The organism is Streptomyces sp. BF23-19 (assembly GCF_041106355.1).
Classification (GTDB): domain Bacteria; phylum Actinomycetota; class Actinomycetes; order Streptomycetales; family Streptomycetaceae; genus Streptomyces; species Streptomyces virginiae_A.
Genome location: NZ_JBGBPT010000121.1, coordinates 1 through 20,378, shown reverse-complemented (window position 1 = coordinate 20,378; position 20,378 = coordinate 1). Strand labels below are relative to the sequence as shown.

The following is a 20,378-nucleotide window of genomic DNA, read 5'->3' as shown; positions in this document are numbered from 1 at the left end:
GACTCCTCGCCGAGCCGGTCGAAGAGCTGGCCGAGCGCGTGGTGGTGGGCGTCGGCGTGCTCGCGCACGTCCATCGTCGCCAGCTGCAGGCCGAAGGCGGCCAGGGTGCGGATGGTGCGGTCCATGCGGCCGTCGGCGAAGAGCGCGCCGCGGTGTTCGCGCAGGGAGGTCTGGATGAGGGTGAGGTCGGTGAGCAGCTCGGCGGTGCCGAGGTAGTCGCGGCCTTCCTCGTGCGGGATGCCCTTGGCGAGGCGCTCGCGGGTGTTGAGGAGCTTCTGCCGGATGCAGGTGGCCTTGAGGCGGTACGGCTCCTCGGCGTTCAGCCGCTTGTAGCGCGGGCTGATCTCGGGGAGGCGCTCCAGGTCGGCCTGGAGGGAGGCGAGGAGTTCCTCGGTGGCTCCGGTGTAGCGGATGGAGTTGGAGAGGAGTCCGCGCAGGTAGTCGATGAGTTCCAGGGCGTCGGTGATGCCGTGCTCGTGCTGGAGGATCAGCACGTCGCGGGTGACCTCGGGGGTGACGTTGGGGTTGCCGTCGCGGTCGCCGCCGATCCAGGTGCCGAAGGTCAGCGGGCGGGTGCCGGCGGGGATCTCGACGCCGACGCGCTGGAGCTCGGCGGCGAGGTCTTCGAGGACGTCGCCGACGGCTCCGGCGTGCAGCTCGTCGAGGTAGTAGATGGCGTTGCGGGCCTCGTCGGCGGGCTCCGGGCGCACCACCCGCAGCTCGTCGGTCTGCCAGACGAGGTCGATGTTCTCCGCGAGGCGCAGGTCGTGGCGGCGGCGGTCGCCAGCGCCGGTGACGGGCTCCTCCAGCAGGGTGGCGATGCGGCGCAGCTTGTTGAGGACGCTGCGGCGGGCCGCCTCGGTGGGGTGCGCGGTGAAGACCGGGCGGACGTTGAGGTTCTTGACCGTCTCGCGCAGGTGTTCGGGGTCGGCGTCCTTCAGCATGTCGGCCGTACGGGCGAGGAGCCCGCCCTCGGCGGCACGGTGGGCGCGCAGTTCCTTGCCGCGGTGCACCTGCTCGGTGACGTTGGCGAGGTGGAAGTAGGTGGAGAAGGCGCGCACGAGCTTGGCGGCGGTCTCCAGGTCGGTGTCGCCGAGCAGGGCGGCGGCGGCCTCGCCGTCGGTGCGGGTGAGGGCGCGGACGCGCTCGACGAGGTCGAGGAGGTCCTGGCCCTCCTGGCGTACGAGGGTCTCCCCGAGGAGGTCGCCGAGGCGGCGGATGTCCGCGCGCAGTTCCGCGTTGGCGGTGTCGGCCGGGGTGACGGGGGCCTGGCCCTGGGGGGCCTGGTCAGCACTGCTCACAGGTGCGGCTCCTTGCAGTGTTCGAGCGCTACTGGGCGGTGGGCTCCCGGCGACGTGCGGTGATGCCTTCCCCGGACTCGGTCCGGGGGCGGGATCTCCGCTCCTGATGCGCAGCTCGGGCTGCCCGTGCGGACCGCGCTGTCCGACGGGACCCAGGATAGGTGTCCCATGCGTGTGCCTGGACAAACGTCTCATCAGGCGGCGCGTGAACACCTCGCGTGCGCTCCTCCTCCTGGCGCTGCCCCTCTTGCCTGCGCATCCGGCTTTGCCATACTTACGATGCCGTAGGTTACGGGTCCGTAGGGTTCGTGACCCGGGAGCCCTCCGACTTCTCTCACCCCCCAGGGGACACCCATGACCACCAGTCCCGATCTGATCGAGGGTGCCTCCGCGCCCTCCGACACGTCCGAGCCGTCCGCGACACTGGGCGGCGAGAACAAGCGCTCCATCGAGCAGATCGCTCTGCTGCTGTTCATCACCGTGCCCTTCGTGGCCCTGCTGGCGGCGGTGCCGCTGGCCTGGGGCTGGGGGGTGAGCTGGCTGGACCTGGGCCTGATGGTGTTCATGTACTTCCTGGCCTGCCACGGGATCACCATCGGTTTCCACCGCTACTTCACGCACGGTTCCTTCAAGGCCAAGCGGCCGCTGCGGATCGTGCTCGCGGTGATGGGGTCGATGGCGGTGGAGGGGCCGCTCGTGCGTTGGGTGGCGGACCACCGAAAGCACCACAAGTTCTCGGACCACGAGGGTGACCCGCATTCGCCGTGGCGGTTCGGGGAGACGCTGCCCGCCCTGATGAAGGGGTTGTGGTGGGCGCACATCGGCTGGCTCTTCGACGAGGAGCAGACCGATCAGCAGAAGTACGCCCCCGACCTGATCAAGGACCCGGCGATCCGCCGGATCTCGCGGGACTTCGTCTTCTGGACGATGTTCTCCCTGGCGATCCCGCCGCTGGTCGGCGGTCTGGTGACGATGTCCTGGTGGGGCGCGTTCACGGCGTTCTTCTGGGGCTCCCTGGTCCGGGTCGCGCTGCTGCACCACGTGACCTGGTCGATCAACTCGATCTGCCACGCGGTGGGCAAGCGGCCGTTCAAGTCCCGGGACCGCAGTGGCAACGTGTGGTGGCTGGCGGTGCTCTCGTGCGGCGAGTCCTGGCACAACCTGCACCACGCCGACCCGACCTCGGCGCGCCACGGCGTGCTGCGCGGCCAGGTCGACTCCAGCGCACGCCTGATCCGCTGGTTCGAGCAGCTGGGATGGGCGACGGACGTCCGCTGGCCGTCGGCGGCCCGCGTCGACGCCCGGCGCAGGGAAATCGAGTCGAACGCGGCATGATGGGGGGCGTGGCGATCGACGGCGGTAATACCAGCAGCGACAAGCCCAGGCGCGGCCGCCGGGTTCGAATGACGGGCGCGGAGCGGCGCCAGCAACTGCTGGACATCGGCCGGACGCTGTTCGCCGAGAAGGGCTTCGAAGGCACCTCGGTGGAGGAGATCGCGGCGAAGGCCGGGGTGTCCAAGCCGGTGGTGTACGAGCACTTCGGCGGCAAGGAGGGCCTCTACGCGGTCGTCGTGGACCGGGAGATGCGCCAGCTGCTGGACGGGGTGACGGGGGCGCTGACGGCCGGGCACCCGCGGGAGCTGCTGGAGCAGGCGGCCTTCGCGCTGCTGGACTACATCGAGTCGTACACGGACGGCTTCCGGATCCTCGTCCGCGATTCCCCGGTCGCCCAGTCGACCGGCACCTTCGCCTCGCTGATCAGCGACATCGCCACGCAGGTCGAGGACATCCTGGGTCTGGAGTTCAAGGCGCGGGGCTTTGACCCCAAGCTGGCCCCGCTGTACGCGCAGGCGCTGGTCGGGATGGTGGCGCTGACCGGGCAGTGGTGGCTGGACGTGCGCAAGCCCAAGAAGGCCGAGGTGGCGGCGCACCTGGTGAATCTGGCCTGGCACGGGCTGGACGGGCTGGAGTCGAAGCCGCAGCTGGTGGGCCGGCGCAAGAACTGACCCGCGGTACGCGCGGCACCGGCACCCGCACCCGCACCCGCACCGAACACCACGACGGCGCCCCGTCACCGGATCTCCGGTGACGGGGCGCCGTCGTGTGGTGCCGGGCGGTACGTCCTATGCGCAAGGTTCCAGTGCCGCCGGTTCGGGGCGGTGCCGTTCCAGGAATTCGAGCCGGTTGCCGACAGGGTCCTCGGAGTAGAAGCGGCGGTGGCCCGGCAGGTCGTCGTCCCAGACCACCTTGGCCCCCCGCTCCCGCAGTCTGCTCGCGTACGCCTCGATGTCGGTCACCCGGAGCCCCGGATGGGCCTTGCGGGCGGGCCGGAAGTCCTCCTCGACGCCGAGATGCAGCTGGACGGGTCCGGCGGCGAACCAGCAGCCCCCGCGGGCGGCGAGCACGGGCGGCTTGGGGATCTCGGTCATGCCGAGGACGTCCGTGTAGTACGCGCGGAGCCGGTCCTCCGAGTCCGGCGGCGCGGCGAGTTGCACGTGGTCGACTGCGGTCAGCACGGTCATGCCTCCTTGCGGGCTACGGCGAAGATGCGGCGGAACGGGAAGACGGTGCCGCGCGGGCCGGTCGGATAGGCCGCGCGGAGCCGGTCACGGTATTCGGTGAGGAAGGCGTCCACGGCGTCGCGGTCCTCGCCGAGGGCGGTGAGGACGGGCCGCAGAGCGGTGCCCTTGACCCAGTCGAGGACGGGGTCGGGGCCCTGGAGCAGCTGGTGGTAGGTGGTCTCCCAGATGTCGGCGGCGCAGCCGAGCTCGGTGAACCGGGCGAGGTATTCGGCGGGTTCGAGGAGATGGATGTAGCGGGCGCCGTGACCGGCGAGCCGGGCCCGCCAGCGCGGGGTGTCGCACTGCTCGGCGAGCAGGGCGTGGCTGGGGGCCGTGAAATTGCCGGGGATCTGGAAGGCGAACGTGCCACCGGGGCGCAGGCCGTTGATCCAGGCCCCGAAGGAGCCGGGGTGGCCGGGGACCCACTGGAGGGCGGCGTTGGAGACGATCAGGTCGTAGGGCTCCTCGGGGAGCCAGGTGGCGAGGTCGCCGTGGCGGAAGTCGAGGCTGCCGCCGCCGGGGGTGGGCCCGGCGTACTCCTCGGTGGCGCGGTGGAGCATCTCCGGGGAGAGGTCGAAGCCGGTGATGCGGGCCTCGGGCCAACGCTCGGCGAGGAGGGTGGTGACGTTGCCGGGGCCGCAGCCGAGGTCGGCGATACGGGCGGGACGGTGGGGGAGCTCGGGTATGCGGGTGAGCAGGTCGAGGAAGGGCCGTGTGCGGTGGCCCGAGTGCCGAAGGTACTGCTGGGGATCCCAGGTGGGGGCGGATGGCGCGGTGGACGTGGGGGTCCCGGCGCGCGCGGTATCGGAATACATGTTCGAGCCTCCCTGCTGGCGGGGCGATCGGAAGCGGAATCCGTTCCGGCCCCCTCCATGCCCCATGCTCGCTCCATTTATATCTCGATGTCAAGATACTCGTGATCAAGATACTCGGTATGAAGAGACTTCACATCGACAGACCCCTTACACTGATCGGCATGGAGGACGAGGTCGACCGACTGGTGGCGGCATGGCGGCGGGAGCGCCCTGACCTCGACGTGGAACCGCTCGAGGTACTGAGCCGCGTCAGCAGGCTCGCGCGCCATCTCGACCGCGCCCGCAGGCTGGCCTTCTCCGAGCACGGCCTGGAGCCCTGGGAGTTCGACGTCCTGACGTCGCTGCGCCGCGCCGGCGCCCCCTACCAGCTCTCCCCCGGCCAGTTGTTGACCCAGACCCTGGTCACCTCCGGCACCATGACCAACCGCATCGACCGGCTCGCCAAGAAGGGCCTCGTCGAACGGCTCCCGGACCCCAGCGACCGCCGGGGGGTCCTGGTGCGGCTCACCCCCGAGGGCCGGGACCGCGCCGACCAGGCCCTCGCCGGGCTGCTGGCCCAGGAACGGGCGATCCTGGCCCAGCTCTCGCAGAGCCAGCGCGGCGATCTCGCCGGGCTGCTACGCCAGTTGACCGCTCCGTTCGACAACATCCCCGGCTAGGTCGGCCGGTCGTACGCCGGCCCGCCGGGCCAGGGCCACCGCGGCCAGCGTGGAGTGCACCCCGAGCTTGCCCAGCACGTTCTGCATGTGGGTGCGGACCGTGTGCGGGGACAGGAACAGCCGCGCCGCGACGTCCTTGCGGCCCAGCCCCGCCACCATGCAGCGCAGCACCTCGTGTTCACGCGGGGTCAGCGACTCCACCAGCCGCTCGCTGTCCGTACGGTGCTTGCGCGCCGCGGTCAGTTCCCGGAGCACCCCGGTGAGCAGCGCGGGCGGCAGATGCGTCTCCTCGCGCAGGACCCCGCGGATCACGGCCAGCAGCCGGGAGAGCGAGCAGTCCTTCGCGACCCAGCCCGAGGCGCCCGCCTGGAGCGCGAGGGCGGCCCGACGGGGGTCGTCGCGCTCGGCGAGCACGACGGTACGGACCCCGGGGTGGGACACCCGCACCCCTGCGACCAGCGCGATCCCGTCCGAGCCGGCCGGCGGCGGCCCGGAGCCGGACTCCCGCTGGGCGGGCACGGCCCCCGGGGCCGCGCCGAGATCGGCGTCGACCAGCAGGACGTCGAAGCGACGGCCCTCGGCCGCCGCGCGTTCGAGACAACGCAGCGCGGCGGGGCCGCTGCCGGCCGCGGACACGTCCACGTCCGGCTCGGCCGCGAGCGCGGCTGCGAGCGATTCGGCGAAGATGCGGTGATCGTCGACGACGAGAACCCGGATACGAACCACAAAACCCCCAAGGGTAGGGGAACGGACGACGGCGGGTACGGCGCCCGGACCGGGTGATCCGCAGCTGCCCCGGCCGCCGCCGTGACATCTCTGCATTACCCCGGACCGGACGACGTACCCGACTTGTCTCGACCCCTGAATCAACACCGGCCCCCACCGGTGTCACGCATCAGCGTAGGGCCGGGGGCGTCCGACGGTTGGCCGAATAGCAGAAGTTTTCCCAGGGATTTTCCGGCGCGGGCGCTGCGAACCGGCTTTGCGGTGGCTTGAAATCGCCTGCCCTGAAGGTCCTGATGGCGGCTTCGGTACCGGCGTGTGCCCCGGGCAGTTGCACGGGGGGCATTTCACCCGGCGTGTGCACGCCGGGCGCCCGCGCACAGCGCCCGTGCGCAGCGCACGGCCGACACGCACACGCCCCCCGCACCGATCGGGGTGCGGGGGGCGTGCGGAAGCGGGGAGGTCCCCACGGATACCGGAGGTCCGGGTGCTCCGGGAGGTTCAGGAGGAGTGGGTACGCGCGAAGTTCCACGCGTCCGTGATGATCCCGGTGAGGTCCGAGCGGCTCGGGGTCCAGCCGAGGCGCTCGTGGGCCGTGCGCGCGGAGGCGACGAGCATCGCCGGGTCGCCGGCCCGGCGCGGCGCGACCACCTCGGGGATGTCCCGGCCGGTGACCTTGCGGACGGTCTCGACGACCTCGCGGACCGAGAACCCGTTGCCGTTGCCCAGGTTGCAGATCAGGTGCTCCCCGCCGGTGGCGGCCCGCAGGGCGGCCAGGTGGGCCTCCGCCAGGTCGGCGACGTGGATGTAGTCGCGTACGCAGGTGCCGTCCGGGGTCGGGTAGTCCTCGCCGAACACCGAGATCGACTCGCGCTCGCCCAGCGCGACCTGGAGGACCAGCGGGATCAGGTGCGTCTCGGGGGTGTGCCGCTCGCCGAACGCGCCGTAGGCGCCGGCCACGTTGAAGTAGCGCAGGGACACCGCGGCCAGGCCGTGCGCCACGCACTCCCCCGCGATCATGTGGTCGACGGCCAGCTTCGAGGCGCCGTACGGGTTGGTCGGCGCGGTCACCGAGGCCTCCGTGAGCAGGCCCTCCGTCGGCTCCCCGTAGGTGGCGGCGGTGGAGGAGAACACCAGCTTGCGCACGCCCGCCCCGCGCATCGCGGCCAGCAGGGCGAGCGTCCCGCCGACGTTGTTCTCCCAGTACTTGCCCGGGTTCACCACGGACTCGCCCACCTGCGAGGAGGCCGCGAAGTGCAGCACTGCCTCGTAGGAGGAGTCCACGTGGCGGGCCGCGTCCTGGATCCGGCCCTCGATGAAGGTGGCGCCCTCCGGGACCCCTACGCGAAAGCCCGTGCTCAGGTCGTCGAGGACGGTGACCTCGTGGCCGGCCTCCAGAAGGTGGGCCGCGACCACGCTGCCGACGTATCCTGCGCCACCGGTTACCAGGTACTTGCTCACTCGCCTACTGCCTCTCGCGGGGGAGCGCGCGCGGGTACGTGCGCGTGCTTGGACACTGGCTTACCCGATTCCGCGCCCACGGGGAAATCGGGCGGCCGGACCGGCCGGTACGTCAGTCGCGCGCGGCGGCGGCCGGCAGCGTGGGCAGTGCCCGGTCCAGCAGACCGGTGCGGGCGGCCAGCGCGGCCGCCTCCAGCCGCGACCCCACGCCCAGCTTCATCAACACCCGCTGCACGTGCGTACGGGCGGTGCTCGGGGCGATCTCCATGCCCGCGGCGATCAGCCGGGTGTCCTCGCCCTCCGCGACCCGCACGAGCACCTCCACCTCGCGCGGGGTGAGCAGCCGCAGCAGCCGACTGCCCTCGTCGTCGGGCTGGGCGGCGGGGTTCAGGAGCTCCGCGAAGGCTCCCTGCAGCAGCTGCGGGGCGATCGCCACCTCCCCCGCCCTGGCCTTGGCCAGGGCCCGCTCCACGCCCTCGATGCGCTCGTCGTGGCGTACGTACCCCGAGGCGCCGGCCGCGAAGGCGGCCGCGATCCCGCGCGGGCTGGGCACGGGGCCGAGGACGACCACGGCGATCTGCGGGCGCTCCCGCTTGATGCGCACGACGGGCTCGAAGACGCCGGGCTCGGCGGGGGTGGCGGTGCCGAACAGACAGACCTCCGGCGCACGGCTGATGACCAGCTCGGCGGCGCCCGCCGCCGGAGCGGCGGCGGCCAGTACCCGGTGGCCGCGCAGCTTCAGGGCAGAGGCGAGTGCCTCGGCCAGCAGCCGGTGCTCGTCCACGACCACGACCCGTACGCCCATCGAGGAACCACCCCCCACCCTTCTGACCCGGCAAGCTACACGCTTGTTCGACGGTGCGAGGGGGATACCGCGCAGAAGCCCCCGATCGGTGCGGACCGTTCGGGGGCTTCCGCGGCGTGGTGGCGAACCGGGCGCGGTGTGCGTCAGCTCGCGGAGAAGGAGACGAAGAGGTACTCCGGGTCGGCCTTGTCCGAGTACGGCTTGCTGACCATCGTGCGGGAGAGGAAGAACTTCCCGTTGTGGTAGCGGTACTCGGAGTACTCGGGCGAGAAGCCGGTCTCGGCGCGCTGGCTCGCCTTGTCCGCCGGGTTCTCCATGAGGAGGGTTTCCTTCATCGTCCTGCTGTCGATGCTGACGATCTGACCGCCCTTGTCGTACGGGGGCCGCTTGTAGGCGATGATGTTCGACCCGTCCATGCGCAGCGGGAAGATCGTGTACCGCTCGCCCGCGTCGGCGCGGTCGGTGGTCTGCTTGCCGGTCTCCAGGTCGAAGGAGAGCAGCTCGTTGGTGCGGGAGCTGGAGGCCTGGCCCTGGTGTTCGTACGACGGCAGGTAGATCCTGCCGTTGCCGACCACCATGTTCATGCACCGCTCGACCTCGGAGCTGCACTTGGCGCCGAAGTCTCCGGAGGCGAGCGGGATACGGGCCTTCAGCTCGCCCTTGGGGTCGACGACGAAGAGGTCGCTGACGCCGGTGGCGTTCTTCGCGGTCTTGCCGACGTCGGCCCCCACGATCAGGGGCTTGGTGGAGACGATGTACGCGTCCTCGATGCCCGGGGAGAGCTTGTACGAGACGGTGGGCGCGCCCGTGGTCGGGTCGAGGAGCTGTCCGTACAGCGTGTAGTTGGGGCTCTGGCCGCACTTGCGGATGGCGGCGAGGGCCTCGCCGCCGCCGTAGCCCACGTCGCGGCAGCTCTCGCCGTCGACCTTGGGCAGCCACAGGGACTTGCCGTCGGCGAGGTTCCAGGCGGCGCCGCCCGCGGAGATGCCGGCCGCGGCGACGGTCTGGCCGCTGAGGGTGATGGTGTTGAACGTGACGGGCTTGTCACCGCCGGTGGCGCTCTTCGCGTTGCCGGACCAGAGCAGCTTGCCGCTCTCCAGGTCGATGACGCCGACCTCGGTGCACTGGACGTACTTGTTCTCGGGCGTCGGCTGGGCGGCCTTGAAGAGGACCGCCGCCTTCTTCTCGCTGACGTGCTTGGTGGCGCCGCAGAGCTCGCCGGGCAGGGGCAGCTCCCACTTCTTGCCGCCGTCGACGAGGTTGTAGCCGACGACCTTCGACAGGTCGGACTTGATGTAGGTGGTCTCGGTCACCCAGGAGCCGGCGACGCTGGCGACATCGGCCGGCACCGGGCTCGGCTGGTTGAGGAGCGGCTTCGACTTCGGGTTGCCGGGCGCCTTCTCGGTGCCGGGCACGTAGTCCTGGGGCTTGTCGTTGCCCGGGGAGGCGCTCGGGTTGCTGTCGACCTTGTCTCCACCGCCGCTGTCGCCGGAGGTGTACCAGAGGCCGCCGCCGACGATGAGGACGCAGGCCAGGACGGCCGCGCCGACGATCGTCAGCTGGGTGCGCTTGGCGTTGCCGGAGCCCGCGGCCGGGGCCGGGGGCTGCGGGGCGGCCACGGGCGCGCCGGGGGCGCCCGGGGCGCCGAACGGCGGCGGGGTGCCGGGCTGCTGCGGGTAGCCGTAGCCGGGCCCGGTCTGCGGGTACCCGTACGCGGGCTGCCCGGCCGGCGGCTGCTGTGGGGGCCCGGCCTGCGGCGCGGCCGGTCCGGGCGGCGGCACGGGCGCGCCGAATCCGCCCGGCGGCGGGTCCTGCGGGGCTCCGAAGCCGCCGGACGGCGGCTGGCTGGGGGGCGGCGGGATACTCATCGGTTGCTGTTGCCTCTCGGTGGGCGGGTCGTTGGACGCGTTTTCACTTGCCGAAGGCCATCAGGAGCTTCTCGTCCTTGTTGTCGCCCACCAGCCGGGTGACGGAGAGGAAGAACCGCCCGTCCACATAAGCGGCGCTCTGGGAAGACAGGAAGGAGGATTCGATCCGTGCGGAGGTGCCCGAGGGGAGCTTCAGCAGCGTCGTGGGCTCGCCTCCGCCGGCCGGGAACGAGACGATCTCGCCGGCCCCGCCGAGGGGATCGGTGCGGTAGGCGGTCAGCCGGCCGTTCGCGGCCTCGAGCGGGGCGAGGACCTTCTTGTCACCTGCCTTGGCGCGCCACTTGACCTTGCCCGTGCCGAGGTCGAAGGCGACGATCTCGCCGCCGGTGGACTCGTCCCCGGCGGCGAGGTAGACGGTGTCCGCGTCGACCGCGGACTTCCCGCAGTGCTGGAGGCCGTCGCTGGAGCTGGAACCGCCGCAGTTGACCACGAAGTTGCCGTCACCGGAGAGCGTGTTGCGCTTCTGCCCCTTCTCGTCGAGGACGAGGATGGCCCGCTGCTTGGTGTCGCGGTTGCCGGCGTCGATGACGGTGGGGCTGACCGAGTAGACGGCGTTGACCTGGTAGCCCTTGGGCAGGCGGTAGCTCCAGGTCTTCTTGCCGGTGTTCAGGTCGGCGTCCTGGATCTCGATGGTCCGGTCGGCGTCCATGCAGAGGGCCACGGCGATCATCTTGTTGTTGCCCGCGGCGTAGTTCATGGGCTTGCAGCCCTCGGGGCCGGCGTCGGAGAAGAGCTTGTCGCCGGTGCTCAGGCGGTGGGCGCTCTGGCCCCCCATCCAGGCGAGGGCGAAAATGTCGCCGTTGAGGGTGACCGTGGTGGAGGAGGCGGTCTTGAACAGCCCCTCCATGGCGAGCTCCTTCGTCCAGCCCTCCTTGCCGGTCTTGAGGTCGATGAGCTTCATCTGGTTGCAGTTGGAGCCGTCGGCGTTCTTGACGACCATGACGGTCTTGCCGTCGGGGCTGGTCTGACCGGTGAGTCCGCAGATCTCCGTGCGGAGGTCGATCTTCCACTTCTCCTTGCCATCGCTCACCCCGTAGCCGATGACGGACTTGTCGACGGTCTTGACGACGGCGTCGCCGACGACCCACAGGCCCTTGGCCGGGATACCGGATCCCGGGCCCTCCATCTTGACGGTGTTCAGCCAGAGCGCCTTGTCCTCGCCCGGCTTGCGGCCCGCGTTGAGGTCGGTCGGGATGTCGCTGCCCTTGCCATTCCCGTCGCCGTCGCCCTTGTCGAGGGTGGGAGAGCCCGAGGGCTTGGCGTCGGTGGGCTCCTGCGCGACCGGCTTCGGGTCCTTGTCCTCGCCGGAGAAGGCCACGTAGCCCACGCCGCCGAGGACGAGGACGGCGGCCACCGACGCGGCGATCAGCAGCGTCCGCTTCTTCTTCGGCGCCGTGCCCGGGCCGGAGCTGCCGGGGCCACCCGGGCCCACCGGCTGCTGCGTCACGGTGGGCGGCTGCGGCGGGTACCCGGGCTGCTGCGCGTACGGGTTCTCGCCCGGCGGCGGGAATCCGTAACCCTGCTGCGGCGGACCCGGCAGGTGCCCGTACCCGGAAGGCGTCGGCGGCTGGTTCGGTGGCTGGTTCGGCGGCTGGGGCAGCTCGGTCATCAGCGCACGCTTTCGCATCGGGAAGGTCGGGGAGGATGACCTTTCTATCACTGACAGCGCTCATACATCGGGCCGGTCCGTCCCCTGTTCCCAAGGGAGGACCGGCCCGTGACGCCGCCGTTATCCGGCCAGTTGCCCCCGAGGACCGGCGGAATCCAGGCCGCCCCCGGCCTCTCGCCTCGGTGCGCCACCAAATCCTGGCGGCCCGGGAGGAGTTCGCCGGGCCTGACCGCACCGGGCCCGACGGGTCCTCACTTACCGAAGACCATCAGGAGCTTCTCGTCCTGACCCTGGGCCCGCAGGTGGGTGGAGGAGATGAAGAACCGTCCGTCCACGTAGTCCAGCTTCGGGAGGGTGAAGGTCCTCTCGATCGGGGCGGCGGGGCCCGAGGGGTGGCGCAGCAGCGCGGTCGGGGTGCCACCGGCGGCCGGGACGGAGAGGACCTCGCCGCCCTGCTCCTCCTCGGCCTTCCGATAGGCGATGAGCGCGCCGTTCACGGCCTTGAGCGGGGTGAGCGTGCGCTTGTCCCCCGCCGGGACACGCCACTTGTCCTTGCCGGTGGTGAGGTCGAAGGCGACGATCTCGTTGGTCTTGCCGGTGCCCGCCGCGGTGGGCAGGTAGAGGGTGTTCCCGTCGACGACGGCCGAGGGGCAGGTCACCAGGGACCGGAAGAGGCCGGTGTCGCCGCAGCCGACGGTGAAGCCGCCTTCGCCCGCGAGGGTGGCGGTCTGCTTCCCGTCGGGTCCCAGGACCACGATGGAGCGCTGCTTCGTCGTTTCGTCGCCGATGTCGATGACGGTCGGGTTCACCGAGTAGATGCTGGTGACCTTGAACTTCGCGGGGAGCCGGTAGGCCCAGCCCTTCGCGCCGGTGACGGGGTCGATCCCGTGGACCTCGGCGGTGGAGTCCTCGTCCGAGCAGGTGGCGAGGGCGATCATCCTGCCGTTGCCGGCCTCGTAGGAGTCCGGGTTGCAGCCGTCGCCCAGCGGGTTCGCGAAGAGCTTGTCACCGTTGCTGATCTTGAAGGCGCTGGCGGTGCCGCCGCGGCTGACGGTGACGGTGTCCCCGACCATGGACAGGGTGGGACTGGTGAAGATGTCGAAGAGCCCCTCACTGGGCACTTTCTTCGACCAGACCTCTTTGCCCGTCTTGAGGTCGACCACGCGCAGCTGGTTGCAGGAGGTGTTCTCCCCCTCGCCGTCGCGGTACATGACGACCGTCCGACCCTCGGCCGTGGTCTGCGAGGCGACGGAACAGATCTGGGCGGGGAAGGGAAGTGTCCACTTCTCCTTGCCGTCGGTGACCGAGTAGCCGGTGAGGTTCTTCCAGAGACTCTTGACGACGGTGTCGCCGATGACCCACTGACCGGCGGCGTCGACGCCCATGCCGGGGCCGTCGATCTTGGTGGTCTTGAGCCACAGGACCTTGTCCTCGCCCTGCTTGCGGCCGGAGTTCAGGTCCGCCTGCTGACCGCCGCCGGCTCCGTTGCCGTCGCCCTTGTCCACGGAAGGGGAACCGGAGGGCTTGGCGTCGGTGGGCTCCTGCGCGACCGGCTTCGGGTCCTTGTCCTCGCCGGAGAAGGCCACGTAGCCCACGCCGCCGAGGACGAGGACGGCGGCCACCGACGCGGCGATCAGCAGCGCCGGCCTCTTCTTCGGTGTCATGCCGGAGCCGGAGCCGGAGCCACCCGGACCCACCGGCTGCTGCACCACGGTGGGCGGCTGCGGCGGGTACCCGGGCTGCTGCGCGTACGGGTTGTGACCCGGCGGCGGGAATCCGTGACCCTGCTGCGGCGGACCCGGCAGATGCCCGTAACCGGAAGGTGTCGGCGGCTGGTTCGGCGGCTGGGGCAGCTCGGTCATCAGCGCACGCTTTCGGCATCGGGAAGGTCGAGGAGGATGACCTTTCTACCACTGCCGGCGCCCCCGCACCGGGCCGGTCCACCCCCGCTGCGAGGAAGTGACCGGCCCGGTCCCGCTCGGGACCCGCTCAGGCCTCCTCGGCCAGTTCCAGCCAGCGCATCTCCAAGTCGTCGCGGTCCGAGAGGAGTTCGCGCAGCTCCGCGTCGAGCTTGGCCACCTTGTCGTAGTCGGTGGAGTTCTCGGCGATCTGGGCGTGCAGGTTGCCCTCACGGTCGGACAGCTTGTTCAGCTGCCGCTCGATCTTCTGGAGTTCCTTCTTCGCGGCGCGCGAGTCCCCCGAGGCGGTGGACTTGGCGGCGCCCGTGGACTGGACGGGCGCCGGAGCGGCCGCCTCGATCATCCGCTGCCGGCGCTCCAGGTACTCGTCCAGGCCGCGCGGCAGCATCCGCAGGCTCGCGTCGCCGAGCAGCGCCATCACCGTGTCGGTGGTGCGCTCGATGAAGAACCGGTCGTGGGAGATGACGATCATCGAGCCGGGCCAGCCGTCGAGGAGGTCCTCCAGCTGGGTCAGGGTCTCGATGTCGAGGTCGTTGGTGGGCTCGTCGAGGAACAGGACGTTGGGCTCGTCCATCAGCAGGCGCAGGATCTGCAGGCGGCGGCGCTCACCACCGGAGAGGTCACCGACCGGCGTCCACTGCTTCTCCTTGGTGAAGCCGAACTGCTCGCAGAGCTGGCCCGCCGTCATCTCGCGGCCCTTGCCGAGGTCGACGCGGTCACGGACGCGCTGGACGGCCTCCAGGACGCGCAGGGACGGGTCGAGTTCGCCGACCTCCTGGGAGAGGTAGGCCAGCTTGACGGTCTTGCCGACGATGATCTTGCCGGCGGCGGGCTGGACCTCGCCCTGGGTGCGGGCGGCCTCGGCGAGGGCGCGCAGCAGGGAGGTCTTGCCGGCGCCGTTGACGCCGACCAGGCCGACGCGGTCGCCGGGGCCCAGGTGCCAGGTGAGGTGCTTGAGCAGTTCCTTCGGGCCGGCGTGGACGCTGACGTCCTCGAGGTCGAAGACGGTCTTGCCGAGGCGGGCATTGGCGAACTTCATCAGCTCGGAGGTGTCGCGCGGCGGCGGCACGTCGGCGATCAGTTCGTTGGCGGCCTCGATGCGGTAGCGGGGCTTGGAGGTCCGCGCGGGGGCGCCGCGGCGCAGCCAGGCCAGCTCCTTGCGCATCAGGTTCTGCCGCTTGGACTCCTCCGTAGCGGCGATGCGGTCGCGCTCGGCGCGGGCGAAGACGTAGTCGCTGTAGCCGCCCTCGTACTCGTGCACGTCACCGCGCTGCACGTCCCACATGCGGGTGCAGACCTGGTCGAGGAACCAGCGGTCGTGGGTGACGCAGACGAGCGCGGAGCGGCGCTCCTGGAGGTGCTTGGCCAGCCAGGAGATGCCCTCGACGTCGAGGTGGTTGGTGGGCTCGTCGAGGATCAGGAGGTCCTGGTCGGCGATGAGCAGCTGGGCGAGGGCGATCCGGCGGCGCTCACCACCGGAGAGCGGGCCGATGACGGTGTCGAGGCCCTGGCCGAAGCCGGGCAGGTCGAGGCCGCCGAAGAGTCCGGTGAGGACGTCACGGATCTTGGCGTTGCCGGCCCACTCGTGGTCGGCCATGTCCCGGATGATCTCGTGACGGATGGTCGCCCGGGGGTCGAGGGAGTCGTGCTGGGTGAGGACGCCCATGCGCAGGCCGCCGGACTGGGTGACCCGGCCGGTGTCGGGCTCCTCCAGCTTGGCGAGCATCCGGATGAGGGTGGTCTTGCCGTCTCCGTTGCGGCCGACCACGCCGATCCGGTCCCCCTCGGACACGCCGAGTGAGATGCCGTCCAGCAGGGTACGTGTGCCGTACACCTTGCTGACTGCCTCGACATTGACCAGATTGACGGCCATCAGACGCGCTCCAGGGAAAGGGTGTGGATCAGCCCCCCAGCCTAACCCTCCGGGCCGGGGCAGACCGTTCTACGAGATACCAGCCGCCCAGTGCCATCGCGATCGCGGCCGGCGCGGTGACGGGCAGGGCGATCAGCACGGCGCTGTGCCCGTCGAGCAGGCCGCCGAGCCCGGTCATGGACAGGCCCAGGATGCCGAGCAGACACAGGGTGATCCCGAGGGCGGCGACGGGGCCGCCGGTGCGCCGGGCGGGGGCGGGCGCGCTCGGCCGGGGCGTCTCGAAGCGGCGGAACAGTGCGACGAGGACCCCCGTCAGCGCAGCCGCGGCGAGCATCCGTACCGGGACCTGCGCCCACCAGGCGGCCGTCGCGGGGGCCGGCAGGCCGAGGCCGAGGGCGAGCTGGGCCGCGTACACACCGAGCATCGCGGTCAGGTGCCACAGGAAGGCGGTCATGGCGAGGCCGTTGGCCGCGACCACCCCGCGCCAGACGCGCGGGCGGCGCAGCCACGCGGTGGCGGGCCCGGCCGCCAGCTGGACGGCGCCGACGAGCCACAGGCCGTGGCACAGCAGGGCGAGGGTGGGCGGGGCCATGTTGGAGACCTTCTCGCCGGGCATCCCGACCATGGACAGCGGGTACGGGCCGTACGCCACCAGCAGGGCGGCGCCGGCGAGTCCCGCGGCGGCGAGGACGGCGGGCCTGCGGATGCGGCCGTCGGCGCGCAGGAAGCCGAGCTGGTGGACCGCGAGCCAGACGAAGGCGAAGTTCAGGAACTCCACGTAGGGGACCCCGAGCGCGAAGCGCAGTACGTCGACCAGCGCGGCCGCCCCGGCCAGGGCCGCGAAGGCGGCCCAGCCGTGGCGCTCGTGCAGCTTCAGCAGCGGCGGGGTGAAGGCGACCATGGCGAGGTAGATCCCGATGAACCACAGCGGCTGCGTGACGAGCCGCAGCGCGGCCCCGGTCAGCGTTCCGCCGCCGTGCCCGGCGAGTTGCACGGCGAGCGCGACCGCGGCCCACACCAGGACGAAGACGAGGGTGGGGCGCAGCAGCCGCTGGAGCCGGGCGCGCAGGAAGGCGGCGTAGACGGGCCCGTCGGTGCGGCGGGCCAGGGAGCGGTAGGACAGGGCGTGCGAGAACCCGCCGACGAAGAAGAAGACGGGCATGATCTGCAGCCCCCAGGTGAGCACCTGGAGGGCGGGCACGAGGGCGAGCAGATTCCCTATGCCGTCGCCGCTGACGGCGGCCATCAGCCAGTGCCCGGCGATGACGGTGCCGAGCGAGGCGACGCGCAGCAGGTCGACGTACCGGTCGCGGTCGGCGGGGGTGGCCTCGGCCATGGCGCGTGCGCTAGCTGTCATGGGGCCACGGTGTCCCCTGCCGGGTGTTTCCCGACAGGGTGCGGATACTCAACTCCGGCCTGAGTACCGCCCCGGGGCTCCGCCCCAGGTGGTGCGCCTCGATCGCCGGCGGGGCTCGAAGACCGGGGCTCCGCCCCGAACCCCGCGCCTCGATCGCCGGCGGGGCTGGATGTGCGCCCGGCGGGGCTGCAATTTCAGCCTCGCCGGCGTTTGAGGCGCGGGGGTACGGGGCTGCAATTTCAGCCTCGCCGGCGTTTGAGGCGCGGGGTCTGGGGCGGAGCCCCAGCAGCCGGTCCGCAGGGTCAGGACGGCAGGACCGTGGCACCCGGGGCGGGGCTGGAAGCGATCCGCGTGGCCCGGCAGGTGCCCGACGCGGACAGCGCCGCCGCGACCTTCTCCGCGGACTCCGCATCCCGGCACAGGAACGCCGTCGTCGGCCCCGAGCCGGAAACCAGCGCGGCGAGCGCACCACCGTCCACGCCCGCGGCCAGCGTCCGCGCGAGCTGGGGTCGCAGGGAGAGCGCGGCCGGCTGGAGGTCATTGGCCAGTACCGCGGCCAGCGCGTCCGCGTCACCCGAGGCGAGCGCCGCCAGCAGCGCCGGGGAGGCCTGCGGCTCGGGGATCTCCGTACCGGCGGCCTCGGCGAGGCGGTCGAACTCGCGGAACACCGCCGGGGTGGACAGCCCGCCGTCGGCCACCGCGAAGACCCAGTGGAACGTCCCCGCCCCGACCGGCGTGAGCAGTTCACCGCGGCCGGTGCCGAGCGCGGCCCCGCCGACGAGGCTGAAGGGGACGTCGCTGCCGAGCTCCGCGCAGATGTCGAGGAGTTCGGCGAGCGGGGTGTTCAGGCCCCACAGGGTGTCGCAGGCCAGCAGGGCCGCCGCGCCGTCCGCGCTGCCGCCCGCCATGCCGCCCGCGACCGGGATGTTCTTCGCGATGTGCAGGTGGACGGCGGGTTCGATCCCGGCCCGGGTCGCGAGGATCTCGGCGGCGCGCGCCGCGAGGTTGGTGCGGTCCAGGGGGACCTTGTCGGCGTCCGGACCCTCGCAGGTGACGGTCAGGGTGTCGGCCGGGGTGGCCGTCACCTCGTCGAACAGCGACACGGCGAGGAAGACGTTGGCCAGGTCGTGGAAGCCGTCGGGGCGGGCCGCGCCCACCGCCAGCTGGACGTTGACCTTCGCGGGGACCCGTACGGTCACGGGCGTGCGGGTCGCGCTCACAGTGCGGGCCTCTCCGCCGCGGGCTTGTGCTCGGCGATCGCCGCGAACTCCTCGACCGTCAGGGACTCCCCGCGGGCCTGCGGCGAGACACCGGCGGCGACCAGGGCGGCCTCCGCGCCCGCCGCCGAGCCGGCCCAGCCGGCCAGCGCGGCGCGCAGCGTCTTGCGGCGCTGGGCGAAGGCGGCGTCGACGACCGCGAAGACCTCGGCCTTGGTGGCGGTGGTCTTGATGGGCTCGGTGCGGCGCACCAGCGAGACGAGACCGGAGTCGACGTTCGGGGCGGGCCAGAAGACCTTGCGGCCGATGGCGCCGGCCCGCTTGACGTGCGCGTACCAGTTGGCCTTGACGGAGGGCACCCCGTAGACCTTGTTGCCGGGCTCGGCGGCCAGCCGGTCGGCGACCTCAGCCTGCACCATCACCAGCGTGCGCTCGATGGTCGGGAACCGGTCGAGCATGGTGAGCAGGACGGGCACGGCCACGTTGTACGGCAGGTTCGCGACGAGCGCGGTCGGCGCCGGGCCGGGCAGTTCGGTCACGAGCATCGCGTCGGAGTGGACCAGCGCGAAGCGGTCCTTCTTCGCGGGCATCCGGGCCTCGATGGTGGCGGGCAGGGCGGCGGCCAGGATGTCGTCGATCTCGACGGCGACGACCCGGTCCGCGGCCTCCAGCAGCGCGAGCGTCAACGAGCCGAGTCCCGGGCCGACCTCGACGACCACGTCGTCCGGGCGAACCTCGGCGGTGCGCACGATCCGGCGCACCGTGTTGGCGTCGATGACGAAGTTCTGCCCCTTCTGCTTCGTCGGGCGTACGCCGAGGGCGGCGGCCAGCTCCCTGATGTCGGCCGGGCCGAGGAGGGCGTCGGGCGCGGCGGGGGAGGTGTTCTCGGTGTTCTCGGGCTGCTGCTCTGCGGTGCTCACCGGTAAAGCGTCTCAGATCGCCGCGCCCGCTACGACGTGAGCCTGCGGCCGCAGTGCGGCCACGGACTCGCCCCCCGCTGCACGTAGAGCTTCTTCGCCCGGTACGTCTGTTCCGCGCCCGAGGCGTCCTGCGGGCGACCGCTGCCGCCGAGGCCCTGCCAGGTGCGGACGTCGAACTGGTACAGCCCGCCGTAGGTCCCGGAGGCGTCGGTGGCGTCGGGGCGGCCGCCGGACTCGCACTGGGCGAGGGCCGCCCAGTTGAGGCCGTCGGCGCCGGAGACGGAACTCGGCAGCGCCCTGGTGCCGACCTTGACCAGCTGGGTGACGGGGTCGCGGACGACCTCGTCGGCGATGGGCCGGGGCTTCTGCCGGACCCCGTTGACGGTGCGCAGGCTGTACGTGACCCTGCGCGCCCCGGGGCGGCCGGCCCGCTCGACGACCTCGGTGCCGGCGAACAGGGTGGGGTCCTCGACCTTCTCGGTCATGTACGGGATCCGCTCCTCGCGGACCTCGCGGGTGCCGGTGATGCGGAGCACGGTGACGGTCTGGCCGTCGCGCGGGAAGTCGGTGGGCGGTACGGAGGTGGTGTCCTGGCCCTGGAGGGTGATGCCGGCCTGGTCGAGGGCTTCCTGGACGGTGGCGGCGTTGGTGCGGATGGTGCGTTCGCGGCCGTCGGCCATGAAGGTGACGCTGCGTTCGGTGCGGACGCTGAGGGCCAGGCCCGCGCGGGGGACGGCGGCGGTGCGGGGTGCGGAGAGGTGGGCGCCCTCGGCGCGGATGCCGAACTGGTGCAGGGCGCCCTCGACGGTGCGGGCGGTGGTCCACACCTGGCGCTGCTGTCCGTCGAGGGTCAGGCGCAGGGGGCGGCCGTAGCGGACGACGATCTCCTCGCCGTCGGCGAGGGGTTCGCCGGGGGCGGGGGCGACAAGGTCGTGGGGGCCGACGCCGAGGCCTTCGGCGGCGAGCAGTTCGCCGATGTCGTCGGCGAAGGTGTGGAGGTTGCGCGGGACCCCGTCCACAGTGAGCCGTACGGCCTTGTCGGCGGCGACGAACGCCGTGGTGCCGCCCGCGAGGAAGGCGACGACGAGGGCCTGCGGCACGATCCGCCGCCAGTTCCCGCCGAGGGTCTCGGCGGGGGTGGCGCGGCCCCGGGCCCGACGGCGGCCGGGCACCGCCGGGGCGGGGGCGTGCGGGGCGGGCGCGGGTACCGGAGCGAGGGTGGGTGCGGCG

Annotated in this window: 17 protein-coding genes; 3 read left to right on the top strand and 14 right to left on the bottom strand. The window is 71.9% G+C overall.

Annotated features, from left to right (window positions below):
- A partial coding sequence (locus tag AB8A24_RS39865; protein ID WP_369478938.1) for a phosphoenolpyruvate carboxylase occupies positions 1-1,232 on the bottom strand: 1,232 nt, incomplete at its 3' end.
- Positions 1,233-1,655: 423 nt separating this feature from the next.
- On the opposite strand from AB8A24_RS39865, the gene AB8A24_RS39860 reads away from it, so the two are divergent.
- Both AB8A24_RS39860 and AB8A24_RS39855 read left to right on the top strand, forming a co-directional pair.
- Positions 1,656-2,636: an acyl-CoA desaturase gene (locus AB8A24_RS39860; RefSeq protein ID WP_328963072.1), complete on the top strand. Its 981-nt coding sequence runs from the start codon at positions 1,656-1,658 to the stop codon at positions 2,634-2,636.
- On the top strand, positions 2,633-3,307 hold the full coding sequence (locus tag AB8A24_RS39855) for a TetR/AcrR family transcriptional regulator (RefSeq protein WP_328963071.1): 675 nt from the start codon (positions 2,633-2,635) through the stop codon (positions 3,305-3,307). The genes AB8A24_RS39860 and AB8A24_RS39855 overlap by 4 nt, the downstream gene beginning before the upstream one ends.
- A 117-nt stretch (positions 3,308-3,424) precedes the next feature.
- Here the strand turns inward: AB8A24_RS39855 and AB8A24_RS39850 are convergent, their stop codons facing one another.
- Positions 3,425-3,817, bottom strand: a complete 393-nt coding sequence (locus tag AB8A24_RS39850) for a VOC family protein (RefSeq protein WP_189735710.1) — start codon at positions 3,815-3,817, stop codon at positions 3,425-3,427.
- A gap of 2 nt (positions 3,818-3,819) precedes the next feature.
- A complete protein-coding gene (locus AB8A24_RS39845) occupies positions 3,820-4,677 on the bottom strand; it encodes a trans-aconitate 2-methyltransferase (protein WP_266392253.1) in 858 nt (285 codons plus the stop codon).
- 161 nt (positions 4,678-4,838) lie between these two features.
- On the opposite strand from AB8A24_RS39845, the gene AB8A24_RS39840 reads away from it, so the two are divergent.
- On the top strand, positions 4,839-5,336 hold the full coding sequence (locus tag AB8A24_RS39840; protein WP_030659599.1) for a MarR family winged helix-turn-helix transcriptional regulator: 498 nt from the start codon (positions 4,839-4,841) through the stop codon (positions 5,334-5,336).
- On the opposite strand, the gene AB8A24_RS39835 is transcribed toward AB8A24_RS39840, so the two are convergent.
- The 11 genes from AB8A24_RS39835 to AB8A24_RS39785 all read right to left on the bottom strand — a co-directional run bounded on the left by AB8A24_RS39835 (position 5,295) and on the right by AB8A24_RS39785 (position 20,320).
- The gene (locus tag AB8A24_RS39835; protein ID WP_328963070.1) at positions 5,295-6,062 is read right to left on the bottom strand and encodes a response regulator transcription factor; all 768 of its coding nucleotides are present in this window, start codon (positions 6,060-6,062) and stop codon (positions 5,295-5,297) included. The genes AB8A24_RS39840 and AB8A24_RS39835 overlap by 42 nt on opposite strands.
- 498 nt (positions 6,063-6,560) lie before the next feature.
- Positions 6,561-7,520 (bottom strand): UDP-glucose 4-epimerase GalE, encoded by a 960-nt coding sequence (gene galE / locus AB8A24_RS39830; protein ID WP_328963069.1) that lies wholly within the window; start codon positions 7,518-7,520, stop codon positions 6,561-6,563.
- 112 nt (positions 7,521-7,632) lie between these two features.
- Positions 7,633-8,325, bottom strand: a complete 693-nt coding sequence (locus tag AB8A24_RS39825; protein WP_266392263.1) for a LuxR C-terminal-related transcriptional regulator — start codon at positions 8,323-8,325, stop codon at positions 7,633-7,635.
- A gap of 143 nt (positions 8,326-8,468) precedes the next feature.
- A complete protein-coding gene (locus AB8A24_RS39820) occupies positions 8,469-10,193 on the bottom strand; it encodes a PQQ-binding-like beta-propeller repeat protein (RefSeq protein ID WP_369478936.1) in 1,725 nt (574 codons plus the stop codon).
- A gap of 43 nt (positions 10,194-10,236) precedes the next feature.
- Positions 10,237-11,862: a PQQ-binding-like beta-propeller repeat protein gene (locus AB8A24_RS39815; protein ID WP_369478935.1), complete on the bottom strand. Its 1,626-nt coding sequence runs from the start codon at positions 11,860-11,862 to the stop codon at positions 10,237-10,239.
- Between the two features lie 251 nt (positions 11,863-12,113).
- Entirely contained in the window at positions 12,114-13,724 is a 1,611-nt protein-coding gene (locus tag AB8A24_RS39810; RefSeq protein WP_328963066.1) for a PQQ-binding-like beta-propeller repeat protein, read from the bottom strand.
- Positions 13,725-13,851: 127 nt separating this feature from the next.
- Positions 13,852-15,654: an ABC-F family ATP-binding cassette domain-containing protein gene (locus AB8A24_RS39805; RefSeq protein WP_328963065.1), complete on the bottom strand. Its 1,803-nt coding sequence runs from the start codon at positions 15,652-15,654 to the stop codon at positions 13,852-13,854.
- Between the two features lie 28 nt (positions 15,655-15,682).
- Entirely contained in the window at positions 15,683-17,011 is a 1,329-nt protein-coding gene (locus tag AB8A24_RS39800; RefSeq protein WP_328963064.1) for an acyltransferase, read from the bottom strand.
- Between the two features lie 302 nt (positions 17,012-17,313).
- Entirely contained in the window at positions 17,314-18,231 is a 918-nt protein-coding gene (locus AB8A24_RS39795; RefSeq protein WP_369478934.1) for a 4-(cytidine 5'-diphospho)-2-C-methyl-D-erythritol kinase, read from the bottom strand.
- Positions 18,228-19,148, bottom strand: coding sequence for a 16S rRNA (adenine(1518)-N(6)/adenine(1519)-N(6))-dimethyltransferase RsmA (gene rsmA, locus AB8A24_RS39790; RefSeq protein WP_030717038.1), 921 nt, complete (start codon positions 19,146-19,148; stop codon positions 18,228-18,230). Before rsmA ends, AB8A24_RS39795 begins: the two co-directional genes overlap by 4 nt.
- 29 nt (positions 19,149-19,177) lie before the next feature.
- Positions 19,178-20,320, bottom strand: a complete 1,143-nt coding sequence (locus tag AB8A24_RS39785; protein ID WP_369478937.1) for a ubiquitin-like domain-containing protein — start codon at positions 20,318-20,320, stop codon at positions 19,178-19,180.
- Positions 20,321-20,378 lie beyond the last annotated feature (58 nt).